10 protein-coding genes are annotated in these 10,940 nt (G+C 74.6%); 7 read left to right on the top strand and 3 right to left on the bottom strand.

What is annotated here, in order from left to right:
* The first annotated feature begins 4 nt into the window (after nucleotides 1–4).
* The gene (locus GA0070215_RS10630) at nucleotides 5–1,096 is read left to right on the top strand and encodes an alpha/beta hydrolase (protein WP_244166948.1); all 1,092 of its coding nucleotides are present in this window, start codon (nucleotides 5–7) and stop codon (nucleotides 1,094–1,096) included.
* A 74-nt stretch (nucleotides 1,097–1,170) separates the two neighbouring features.
* On the opposite strand, the gene GA0070215_RS10625 is transcribed toward GA0070215_RS10630, so the two are convergent.
* Nucleotides 1,171–1,806 carry a helix-turn-helix domain-containing protein gene (locus GA0070215_RS10625; RefSeq protein WP_244166947.1) on the bottom strand — a complete coding sequence of 212 codons (636 nt, stop codon included), beginning with the start codon at nucleotides 1,804–1,806 and terminating at the stop codon, nucleotides 1,171–1,173.
* Between the two features lie 208 nt (nucleotides 1,807–2,014).
* Here GA0070215_RS10625 and GA0070215_RS10620 point away from each other — a divergent pair, with 208 nt between their 5' ends.
* Genes GA0070215_RS10620 through GA0070215_RS10605 form a run of 4 tightly spaced genes read left to right on the top strand, consistent with a single transcriptional unit; the run spans nucleotide 2,015 to nucleotide 7,044 of the window.
* Nucleotides 2,015–2,353 carry a PadR family transcriptional regulator gene (locus GA0070215_RS10620; RefSeq protein WP_018786444.1) on the top strand — a complete coding sequence of 113 codons (339 nt, stop codon included), beginning with the start codon at nucleotides 2,015–2,017 and terminating at the stop codon, nucleotides 2,351–2,353.
* Nucleotides 2,350–3,171, top strand: coding sequence for an ATP-binding cassette domain-containing protein (locus GA0070215_RS10615; RefSeq protein WP_091044657.1), 822 nt, complete (start codon nucleotides 2,350–2,352; stop codon nucleotides 3,169–3,171). The genes GA0070215_RS10620 and GA0070215_RS10615 overlap by 4 nt, the downstream gene beginning before the upstream one ends.
* Complete coding sequence (locus tag GA0070215_RS10610) at nucleotides 3,168–3,854, top strand: ABC transporter permease (protein ID WP_091044653.1); 687 nt, start codon at nucleotides 3,168–3,170, stop codon at nucleotides 3,852–3,854. Before GA0070215_RS10615 ends, GA0070215_RS10610 begins: the two co-directional genes overlap by 4 nt.
* A gap of 52 nt (nucleotides 3,855–3,906) precedes the next feature.
* Complete coding sequence (locus GA0070215_RS10605; protein WP_091044650.1) at nucleotides 3,907–7,044, top strand: ATP-binding protein; 3,138 nt, start codon at nucleotides 3,907–3,909, stop codon at nucleotides 7,042–7,044.
* Here GA0070215_RS10605 and GA0070215_RS10600 read toward each other — a convergent pair.
* Together GA0070215_RS10600 and GA0070215_RS10595 are read right to left on the bottom strand one after the other, a co-directional pair.
* Complete coding sequence (locus GA0070215_RS10600) at nucleotides 7,028–7,774, bottom strand: ABC transporter permease (protein ID WP_091044647.1); 747 nt, start codon at nucleotides 7,772–7,774, stop codon at nucleotides 7,028–7,030. The two genes, GA0070215_RS10605 and GA0070215_RS10600, sit on opposite strands and share 17 nt — an antisense overlap.
* Nucleotides 7,771–8,712, bottom strand: a complete 942-nt coding sequence (locus GA0070215_RS10595) for an ATP-binding cassette domain-containing protein (protein WP_091044643.1) — start codon at nucleotides 8,710–8,712, stop codon at nucleotides 7,771–7,773. Before GA0070215_RS10595 ends, GA0070215_RS10600 begins: the two co-directional genes overlap by 4 nt.
* 93 nt (nucleotides 8,713–8,805) lie before the next feature.
* On the opposite strand from GA0070215_RS10595, the gene GA0070215_RS10590 reads away from it, so the two are divergent.
* On the top strand, nucleotides 8,806–9,954 hold the full coding sequence (locus GA0070215_RS10590) for a DUF3800 domain-containing protein (protein WP_141708172.1): 1,149 nt from the start codon (nucleotides 8,806–8,808) through the stop codon (nucleotides 9,952–9,954).
* Nucleotides 9,951–10,940: a BtrH N-terminal domain-containing protein gene (locus GA0070215_RS10585; protein ID WP_091044640.1), complete on the top strand. Its 990-nt coding sequence runs from the start codon at nucleotides 9,951–9,953 to the stop codon at nucleotides 10,938–10,940. The genes GA0070215_RS10590 and GA0070215_RS10585 overlap by 4 nt, the downstream gene beginning before the upstream one ends.

The raw sequence follows: 10,940 nt of genomic DNA, 5'->3' as shown, positions 1-10,940 counted from the left end.
TGCGGTGCGGCTCACCGTCGTGACCGGCCCCGGACTGGTGGCCGACGCCGGGCTGCTGTCGTCCCTCGTCGCCACCACCTGCGCCGAACTGGACGTCACCGGCGAGGCGGTCGCCGCCGCCTCCGCCGACGAGATCCGCTCGTTGCTCGCCACGACGGACCAACCGGTGGTGGTGCTGCCCGGACCCACCGCCCCGGCCCGTGCCCTCATCGGCGCGCGGCCGTCCGGCGTGGTCTGGTACGACCTCACCGTCGAGTCGCCGGTGCCCGGCGCGGTCCACCTGGCCGGGCGGGGACTCTCGGGCCTGGCCTGGGCGATCCGGCACGCCGTGCACCGCCGCCGGGCACCCGCCACCCGGATCGCCTACGGCCCGGACCCGGACCAGTGGGGCGACCTGCGGCTGCCGTCCGCCTCGCCCACCGGGCCCGCGCCGGTCGCGGTGCTGCTGCACGGCGGGTTCTGGCGGTCCGTCTGGGGCGCCGACCTGATGGACGCGCTCGCCGCCGACCTGGCCCGGCGCGGGTACGCGTCCTGGAACCTGGAGTACCGGCGCCCGGACCGGCACGGCTGGGACGCGACCACACAGGACGTCGAGGCGGGCATCAACGCGCTGCGGGACCTCGCCGCCGATTGGTCGCTGGACCTGGACCGGATCGTCGTCTTCGGCCACTCGGCCGGCGGGCAGCTCGCGCTGCGCGCCGCGGCGGACCTGGCCCGCCGCGCGAGCGGGCCGCGAGTGGCGCTCGCGGTGTCGCTGGCCGGGGTGCTCGACCTCACCGAGGGCGAGCGGCGCTACCTCGGCGACGGCGCGGTCGCCGCGGCGCTGGGCGGCTCACCGGCGACGGCTCCGCGCCGGTACGCCGAAAGCGACCCGATGCGCCGCCTGCCGGCCGGGGTGCCCACACTGCTGGTGCAGGGGACGGAGGACAGCCTCGACCTCGTCGATGCCAACCGGCGCTACGCGGTGGCGGCGGCCGACGCGGGCGACGAGGTCCGCCATCTCGAACAGCCCGGGGACCACTTCGCCGTCATCGACCCGGCCTCGACCATCTGGCAGGACACGATGGCCGCCGTGGACGACCGCCTCGGTCGCTGACGCCGGGTGCGGAATCGCCCTCCGGGTTCACCTGTGTGAACACGGAGGGCTATTCGTGGTGCCCGGCGCGCGGGTCAGAACAGGCGGGGCGTGACCACCGAGACGACAGTCGTCACCGCGTCGGTGTCGTTGTAGAGCCGGTGCGGCACCGACGATCGCAGGTGCACGCTGTCGCCCGGGAACAGCCGGTGCTCGACGCCCTCGACCTCGTAGAGCAGCTCGCCGGAGATCACGTAGGCGAACTCCTCGCCCCGGTGGCCGTACGCGTTCTCCCGGCGCCCGCCCGGCGCGATGTGCACGAGCATCGGTTCGAGCACCAGGTCCGGCCCGCGGTCGGAGAGCATGCAGTAGGTCTGCTGCCCGGACACGTACTGCGTGGCCGCCGTCTCCGCCCTGGTCAGCGTGAAGTGATGGGGGAGCGAGGAGACAGTGCTGTCCGACGCGGCGGTGCCGGCGTCGAAGAAGTCGGCCACCGACCGGTCGAGCGCCTTGGCGACGCTGCCGAGCGCGGTCAGCCCGATGGAGGAGATGCCCCGCTCGACCTGGGACAGGAAGCCGATGGACAGCCCGGAGCGGGAGGCGAGGCCGCGCAGCGTCAGCCCGCGCTCCTTGCGGAAGCGCCGGATCCGCCCGCCGACGACGCCCGCGGGCGTGTGCTCGTCCGCGGCGCCACCGGAGCCGGCCTGCTCCGACGGCGGCTGACTGTTCATGGGCCGCACGAGGACCTCCTGTCGAGGTGGCGGGACGTCCGCCGGGATGTTCGATCGTATCGAACATCCCGGCAGGTTCGCGAGGGGAAGTCCACCGCGATTCCCGCCGTCGCCCGCGAGTGCTGCCGTATCTAGGTAGTTGCGCTATCTAGATAGCGGCGCTACCGTCATCGCCGGATGTCGTCCGGTCGAGACAGTGCGGAGCGGGATGAACCAGGAACGGCGGGCGCAGTGGCTGCGCGGGGTGCTCGACCTCTGCGTGCTCGCGCTGCTGAGCCGCGGCGAGTCCTACGGCTACGAGCTGTCCCAGGCGCTACGCGCCCACGGGCTGGGCGCGGTGCAGGGCGGGACCCTCTACCCGGTGCTGCTGCGGTTGCAACGCTCCGGCCTGCTCACCGCGCACTGGCGGGAGGGCGGGACCGGGCCCGCGAGGAAGTACTACCGGATCAGCCCGGCCGGCAGCGCGGCGTTGCGGGCGGCCGCGGTCGACTGGAGCGCCTTCGCGTCGAGCGTGGGCACGATACTGCGCGAGGAGCCGAAGCGGTGAACCACGAACCCTGGCTCGCCGCCCTGACCGGCGAGCTGCGCCGGCACGGGGTGGGGCCCGACCTGACCGGTCACGTCGTCGCCGAGGCGGCCACCCACCTGCTCGACAGCGGGGAGTCGCCGCTGCGGGTCTTCGGCGCGCCGGAGACGTACGCCCGGGCGGTGGTCGACAGCCTCGGCGGTCCCGACGTGCGGCCGCCGCGCCGCCAGCCCGGCCCGGTGCGGCTCGCCGCACGGGGCATCACCAAGCGCTACCGGGGGCGGACCGTCCTGGACCGGGTCGACCTCACCGTCCGGGCGGGTCAGATCGCGGCGGTGGTCGGTGCCAACGGCGCCGGCAAGAGCACGTTCCTGCGGATCTGCGCCGGCCTGCTGAGCCCGGACGCGGGCACCGTCGAGGTGCACGGCACGCTCGGCTACTGCCCCCAGGACGGCGGCACCGCCGAGTTCCTCAGCGCCGACGAACACTTCGTGCTGATCGGCGCCGGCCGGGGGCTGGGCCGCGCGGAGGCGCGCCGGACCGGGCGCGCGGAGGCGTCCGGGCTGGCGTGGACGCCGCCGCGACGCACCCAGGCCCGGCACCTCTCCGGCGGCACGCGGCAGAAGCTCAACCTGGTGCTGGCCCGGCTCGGCGAGCCGGACGTGCTGCTCCTCGACGAGCCCTACCAGGGGTTCGACAGGGGCACCTACCTCGACTTCTGGCACGAGGTGTGGCGCTGGCGCGACGCCGGCAAGGCCGTCGTGGTCGTCACCCACCTGCTCAACCAGCTCGACCGCGTCGACGTCGTGCTCGACCTTTCCGGGGAGCGTGCGGCATGAGCCGGACCCTCGTGGTGGCCGAGGCCGCCCTGCGCGAGCTGCTGCGCCGCCGTACCGTGCTGGTCATCCTGCTGCTGATGCCGCTGGCGTTCTACCTGAGCCGCCGCGGCGACCACCTCGGGCAGTCGATCCGCTTCGTCTGCCTCGGCCTGGCCTGGGCACTCAGCACCGCCGCGCTGTTCGCGGGCAGCGCGGCGCGCGGCATCGAGCCGCGCCTGCGGCTGTCCGGCTACGGCAGCCGGCACCTGGTGCTCGGCCGGCTGCTCGCGCTGTGGACCGTCGGCGTGCTGCTCTCCACCCCGTACTTCCTGCTCGTCCTGGCCGACCAGCGCGACGTCCGGTACGGCGCGATCGCTCTGATCATGGCGCTGACCGTGTTCGTGTCGGTGCCGTTCGGCCTGCTGCTGAGCGCCGTGCTGCCGCGCGAGCTGGAGGGCACGCTGGTGCTGCTGACGGTGGTCGGTCTCCAGATGGTGATGAACCCCGCGGGCAGCGCCACCCGGGCGTTGCCGTTCTGGTTCAGCCGCGAGCTCGCCACGTACGCCGTCGACCACACCGACGGCGGCTACCTCACCCGCGGCCTCATCCACGGGCTGGTCTTCGGTGTCGCGCTCACGGTGCTGGTCGTGGCGGCCGCCGCGGTGCGGCTGCGGCAGCGCCGGCACCTGCGTCTGGCCATCTGACCGGCGGGGGCGGCGGACCGGACCGGGGCGCCGGGCGTGGCAGGATCGGCGCGTGCAGATCGGGTTGCTCGGGCCGTTCCAGGTCATCACGGACGGTGGCGTACCGGCCGACGTGCCGGGCGCGCGGCTGCGCGGACTGCTGGCCGCCCTCGCCCTCGCGCCCGGCCGCGTGGTCCCCAAGGCGACGCTCGTCGACTGGATCTGGGGTGAACAGCCGCCCGCCGACGCCGCGAACGCGCTGCAACGGCTGGTGTCGCGGCTGCGCAAGGCGCTGCCGGCAGGCGCCGTCGACGGGCTGCCGGACGGCTACCGCCTCGCCGCCGAGCCCGACGCCGTCGACGCCGTACGGTTCGAACGTCTCGTCCGCCGGGCCCGCGACGGCGACGGGCCGCAGCGGGTACGGCTGCTGCGCGAGGCGCTGGGCCTGTGGCGCGGCGACGCGCTGCGCGACATCGGCCTGCCGGACAGTCCGGCGCTCGACGCGGCGGCCACCCGGCTGGAACGGCTGCGCCTGACCGCGACGGAGGACCGGTTCGACGCCGAGATCGGGCTCGGCCGGGAAGCGGACCTGATCCCGGAGCTGACCGACCTGGTGGCCGCCCATCCGGTGCGCGAGCGGCTGGCCATGACGCTGATGCGCGCGCTCGTCGCGGCCGGCCGGGACACCGAGGCGCTGCTGGTCTACCAGCGCACGGCCGACGCGCTCGCCGACGCGCTGGGCGCCGATCCGTCGCCGGAGCTGTCGGCGCTGCACGTCGCCCTGCTGCGCGGCGAGACGGTACGCCGGGAGGACACCCGCCGGACCAACCTGCGCGCCGAGCTGACCAGCTTCGTCGGCCGCGACACCGACCTCGCCGCGGTCGGCGCGCTGGTGGCCGAGCACCGGCTCACCACGCTCACCGGTCCGGGCGGCTCCGGGAAGACCAGACTGGCCACGGAGGCCGGACGCCGGCTGACCGGCGACCTGCCGGACGGCGTGTGGCTGGTGGAGTTCGCCGCCGTCAGCGCCGACGGCGACGTGGTGCAGGCGACGGCCTCCGGGCTCGGTCTGCGCGACGCGCTGCTCGGCGACGCGGGCAGCGCGGAACCGGCCGACCGGCTCGTCGCGGCGATCCGGGACCGGGAGATGCTGCTGATCCTGGACAACTGCGAGCACGTCGTCGAACCGGCGGCGGCGCTGGCGCACCGGCTGCTCGGCGAGTGCCGGCGGCTGCGGATCCTGGCCACGAGCCGGGAACCGCTCGGCATCACCGGGGAGGCGTTGTGGCCGGTCGCGCCGCTGGGCCTGCCGGACGGCGACGCCGCTGTCGCCGACGTCGAGTCGTCGCCCGCCGTACGCCTGCTGCGGGACCGGGCCGCCGCGGTCCGCCGGGACCTCGCGCCGGACGCCCGCACGGCGGCGACGATGGCGCGGATCTGCCGCGCGCTCGACGGCATGCCGCTGGCGATCGAGCTGGCCGCGGCGCGGCTGCGCACCATGTCCGCCGACCAGCTCGCCACCCGCCTCGACGACCGGTTCCGGCTGCTCACCGGCGGCAGCCGGACCGCCCTGCCCCGGCATCGGACGCTGCGCGCGATGGTCGACTGGAGCTGGGAACTGCTCACCGACGCCGAACGCGCGACCCTGCGCCGGCTGTCGGTGTTCTCCGGCGGGGCGAGCCTGGACGCGGCCGAGCGGGTCTGTGCCGGCGGTGCCGTCGAGCCGGGCGACGTGCTCGACCTGCTCACCGCGCTGACCGAGAAGTCGCTGCTGGTCGCCGCCGGCGACGTCGTGCCGCGTTACCGGATGCTCGGCACGATCAAGGAGTACGCCGCGCAGCGGCTCGCCGAGGCGGGGGAGGCGGACCGCGCGCGCCACGCGCACCTGGCGTACTTCACCGGGCTCGCCGAGGCGGCGGCTCCGCGGCTGCGCCGCGCCGATCAGCTCACCTGGCTCGCCCGGCTGGAAGCCGAGCACGACAACGTCACCGCTGCGATGCGCGGCGCGCTCGCCGCGGGTGAGGGGCGCGAGGCGATGCGGCTGGCGGCCGGCGCCGGCTGGTACTGGTGGCTCGGCGGCCACCGGGCCGAGGGGATGGAACTGATCACCGCGGCCGCCGAGGCGCCGGGTGAGGTACCCGACGACATCCGCGCCGTGGTGTACGGGCTCGTGGTGCTGTTCCTCAGTTCCGGGCCGGGCGACGCGCAGCACGCGGCGGAGTGGATCCACAAGGCGTACCGGTTGGGCGGGGACGGCCGGGGCCGTCACCCGGAGCTGGCGCTGGTCGTGCCGTTGGAGCGGATGCTCCGGGAACCGGACCGGCTGCTGCCCGCCTGGGAGTCGCTGCTCGACCACACGGACCCGTGGGTACGCGCGCTGGCCCGGCTGCACCTGGGCAAGCTGCGGGTCATCCTCGGCATCGAGGCGGCGCAGGCGGAAGCGTGTCTGCGGCAGGCGCTCGCCGAGTTCCGCGCGGTGGGCGAACGGTTCGGGATCTCGTTCGCGCTCAGCGAGCTGGCCGAGCTGATCGCCGTACGCGGTGACGTCGGCGCCGCCTGCGACTACTACGAGCAGGCCGTCACGGCGGTCACCGAGGTCGGCGCGGTCGAGGACGTGATCCGGATCCGGGCGCGGCTGGCCTGGCTGTACCGGCTGGCCGGCGACGAGGCGGCGAGTGCCGCCGCCGTGGCCGAGGCGCAGCGGCTCGCCGCAGGGGTCGCGTGGCCCGGTGCGCTGGCCGAGCTGGCGCTGACGAAGGCGTACCTGGCCCGCCACGACGGCGACGCGGGCGAGGCGTACGCGCAACTGCGGTCCGTGTCGGCGTTGCTCGGGGACGAGGCGGACCTGGCCGGCGTCCGGGCCGGGATCCAGGACCTGCTGGGTCACCTGGCCGAGGACGTCGAGCAGTCGCGTGCCCATCGGGCGGCGGCGTGCCGGGCGGCGCGCGAGGGCGGCTACGCGCCGCTGATCGCGCAGGTGCTCGTCGGCGTCGCGGACCTGGCGGTGCGGCTGGACCGGCCCGACCAGGCGGCGCGGCTGCTCGGCGCCGCCACCGCGGTACGCGGGCTGCCCGACCGCTCCCATCCGGACGTGCCCCGGATCGAGGCGGCGGCGCGCGACCGCCTCGGCGACGCGGGGTTCGCCGAGGCGGTCGCAGCGGGCCGGGAGACCGGCTGGGAGCGGCTGGTGGAGATCACGCTCGCTTCGTGAACGTGGACCGCGCCCACAGGTAGCCGACCACCGCGATGCCGGCGCACCAGGCGATCGCGGGAATGACGTCGCCGGCCGACGGCGCGCCGCCCAGCAGGCCGCGCAGGGTCTCGATGATCGGCGTGAACGGCTGGTACTCGGCGAACTGCCGCAGTCCCGGCCCCATCTTGTCAGCGGGCACGATCGCGCTGCTGAAGAACGGCAGCAGGACCAGCGGCACGGCGGCCATGCCCGCCGATTCCGGTGACTTGGCGAACAGGCCCAGCGCGACTGTGAACCAGCTGACGGCGACGCTGAGCAGCACCACGATGCCGGCCGTGCCGAGCCAGTGCAGGGGCTCGGCGGCCGGCCGGAAGCCGAGCAGGAACGCCACCCCGACCAGGGCCGCGACCGCGAGGACGTTCGTCAGTACGGTGGCGACGACGTGGCCGGTCAGCACCGCGCCCCGGGAGACGTGCATGACCTTGAACCGGTTGATGATGCCCTTCGTCATGTCGGAGCTCACCGACGTCGCGGTGCCGCCGAGGCCGTAGCAGACGGCCAGCAGCATCAGGCCCGGCGTCGCGTAGTCGACGTAGTCGACGCCGACGGAGAACGCGTCGCCGAACATGTACACGAACATCAGCATGACGATGATCGGCATCAGTACCGCGTTGAACACCGAGGTCGGGTTGCGGCGCAGGTGCGTCAGGTTGCGTCGCAGCATGACGACCGAGTGGTTCCTGCTCATTTGGCGGTCACCTCCGGGGCGCGGCCCGTCAGGGCCAGGAAGACGTCGTCGAGGTCGGGGGTCTGGACGGACAGGTCGTCGGCGCTGATCGCGTGGGCGTCGAGCCGGTCGAGCAGGGCGCGCAGCGCCTCGGTTCCGCCGCCCGAGGGCACGCGCAGCGCCATCGCCTCCTCGTCGCGTACGGCGTCGGGCAGCACCAGCGCCGCCGCGTCGAGTTCGGCGGCGGTGCCGAACCGCAACCGCACGTGCGTGCCGGGGATCCGGCGCTTGAGTTCCTCCGGCGTGCCCTGGGCGACCAGCCGGCCCTGGTCGAGCACCGCGATCCGGTCGGCGAGGCGGTCGGCCTCGTCGAGGTACTGGGTGGTGAGGAAGACGGTCACGCCGCCGGCCACCAGTTCCCTGATGATCGACCACATGGTGCGGCGGCTGCGCGGGTCCAGCCCGGTCGTCGGCTCGTCCAGGAAGATGATCCGCGGCTCGCCGACCAGCGTCATCGCCAGGTCCAGTTTGCGTCGCATACCCCCGGAGTAGGTCGCCACCAGCTTGTCGGCGGCCTCGACCAGGTCGAACCGCTCCAGCAGTTCGGCGACGACCCGCTTGCCGGTCACGCGGTTGCGCGGGCCGAGGTCGACCATCAGTTGCAGGTTCTCCCGCCCGGTGAGCAGTTCGTCCACCGCCGCGAACTGCCCGGTCACGCCGATCGCCGCGCGGACCGCCTCGGCCTCGGTGACGGCGTCGTGCCCGGCCACCTGCACCGACCCGGCGTCCGCACGGATCAGGGTGGTCAGGATGTTGACGGTGGTGGTCTTGCCGGCCCCGTTCGGGCCGAGCAGCGAGAAGATCGTCCCGGCGGGGACGTCCAGGTCGATGCCGTCGAGCACCACCCGGTCCTTGTACGCCTTGCGCAGTCCGGAGACCGCTATCGCTGAACTCGTCATGCGACCACCATGGGCGGCCGCACCGCCACGGTCCTGACACGGCGCTGACACGGCCGCTGACAGCTTGTCGGTGGGTGGGCGTACGGTCCCGCCGTGGATCGGGAGACGTTCTGGGCGATCGTGGAGCGGGCGCGTCGCGCCGCGGGACGCGAGACGGTCACCGCCGCCCGATCCGGCTTAACCGCTGGTCCGCCGCGGGCCGGGTGGGCGAGCATGGTCGGCATGGCCGGGTCGACGGGTGCGAGGCTGCCGCTCCAGGGCGGGCTGCCACCCGGCGAGGTGACGACCGGCACGGTGGTGGAGATCGCCTGCGACGAGTCGGGTTTCTCCGGCACCAACCTGCTCGACCCGGCCACCCCGGTGATCGTCCACGCCAGCGTCGACCTGAGCCGCGACGAGGCGGCCGAACTGATCCGTACGCTGCGGTCCGGGTTCCGGTTCTCGCCCGACGAGGTCAAGTCCCGGCAGTTCCTGCGCCGCCGCGAGGCCGCCGAGGCGGTGGAGTGGTTCCTGTCGGCGCTGCGCGGCCGGGCGCACGTGCACCTGGTCGACAAGGAGTTCTTCCTCGCCACCCGGGTCGTCGACCTGCTGCTGGCCGAGCCGTCGTACGCGGCGGGCACCCGCCTCGCCGGTGACCGGCGTCCGGCCGCGGCGGCGCTGCACCGGGCCGGGCGGGCGGCCGGGCCCGGCTGGGCGGTCTTCCTCGCCGCCGTGGTCGAGATGCTGCGCACCAAGCGGCGGGACCGGGCGGACGACCGGAGCGTGGCACGGTTCTTCGCCGCCCGGGACGAGTTGCGCCGCCACGTCGGCGACGCGCAGGCCGGCGCGGTACTCGACGCGCTCGACCCGGCCCGGGTGGCAGCCGTGCAGGCCCGGTTGTACGCGGGCGACCGGACGATCCCGCCGCCGCTGGAGCCGCTGCTGCCGGCGCTGGCCGAGACCGTCCTGCACTGGAGCGGCGACGGGCGACGGGTGCTGGTCATCCACGACGAGCAGAGTGCGCTCACCGAGGACCGGCTGCGCCGCCTCCAGGTGGCGCTGGCCCCGGGCGACCCGGCCGGCCCGTCACCGCTGGCCGGGCTGGTGATGACCGATTCGCGCGACGACCCGCGCGTCCAGGCCGCCGACCTGCTCGCCGGGGTGGCCCGCCGGATGCCCGGCGACGGACCGCTGCGCCCACTGCTGTCCTCGGCCCTCGCCCACGACCCGAACGCCGTGACAGCGGAACAGGAGCCGACGTGATCCTCGACGACGTGACGCCGACCGGCGGGGTGCACTGCGAGACCACCACGCTCGGCGTGCTGACGCGGCACGCCGGCCTGGACCTGTCCGAGTCGATGTTGTTCGGCCTCGGCGAGGGGCTCGGCTTCGTCTACTGGGACGCCAAGAGCATGGACATGCCGTTCCTCGGCGGGCGTACCAAGCCGTTGTGCGTCACCCGGGCCGCCGCCGGCCGCCTGGGCCTGGATCTGCGTGTCCGGGAGACGACGTCGGCGGCCAAGGCGTGGCGCGACGTCACCGAGGCGCTGGACGCCGGGCAGCCGGTCGGCCTGCAACTGGACTCGTACCACCTGGACTACTTCACCACGAAGGTCCACTTCGGCGGGCACACCGTCGCGATGTACGGCTATGACGACACATGCGCCCACCTGGTCGACACCGCCCAGCAGGGCGGCGCGGTGACCACCACACTGGAGAGCCTGGCGCGGGCGCGCGCCGCGCGTGGGCCGATGACCGCACGCCACCTGTCTTACACGCTCACCGCGCCCGGCGGCCCGCCGGACCTGGCCGCCGCCGTCCGCGCGGCGGTACGCGCCAACGCCGCGGCGTTCCTCGATCCGCCGATCGCCAACCTCGGCCACCGGGGGATCGCCACCGCCGCCACCCGGGTGACCCGCTGGCTGGACCGCGCCGCCGACCCGGCACGTGACCTTCCGCTCGCCGCGACGCTGATGGAACGCGGCGGCACCGGCGGCGCGCTGTTCCGTGCCATGTACCGCGATTTCCTCGCCGAGGCCGCCACCGTCACCGGCGACGCGCGGCTGCGGCGGGCGCAGTTGATGTACGCCGACATCGCGCCGATGTGGACCGCCGTCGCCGGCCACATCGACACCGCCGGGCGGACCGGCGACGCCACCCACCTGACCCGCGCGTCGGCGCTCCTGGCCGACCTGGCCGTCCGGGAGCGAGAGGCGATGGCCGTGCTGGCGGCAGTCGACGCCGGGTAG

Source organism: Micromonospora marina (genome assembly GCF_900091565.1).
Taxonomy (GTDB): domain Bacteria; phylum Actinomycetota; class Actinomycetes; order Mycobacteriales; family Micromonosporaceae; genus Micromonospora; species Micromonospora marina.
The sequence above is the reverse complement of the archived record's forward strand: the minus strand, read 5'-3'. Positions and strand labels throughout refer to the sequence as shown.

Excerpts from the sequence above, each read along its gene's own strand:
- GA0070215_RS10625 (WP_244166947.1), bottom strand. The coding sequence starts at position 1,806 with ATGAACAGTCAGCCGCCGTCGGAGCAGGCCGGCTCCGGTGGCGCCGCG.
- GA0070215_RS10620 (WP_018786444.1), top strand. The coding sequence starts at position 2,015 with ATGAACCAGGAACGGCGGGCGCAGTGGCTGCGCGGGGTGCTCGACCTC.
- GA0070215_RS10610 (WP_091044653.1), top strand. The coding sequence starts at position 3,168 with ATGAGCCGGACCCTCGTGGTGGCCGAGGCCGCCCTGCGCGAGCTGCTG.
- GA0070215_RS10600 (WP_091044647.1), bottom strand. The coding sequence starts at position 7,774 with ATGAGCAGGAACCACTCGGTCGTCATGCTGCGACGCAACCTGACGCAC.
- GA0070215_RS10595 (WP_091044643.1), bottom strand. The coding sequence starts at position 8,712 with ATGACGAGTTCAGCGATAGCGGTCTCCGGACTGCGCAAGGCGTACAAG.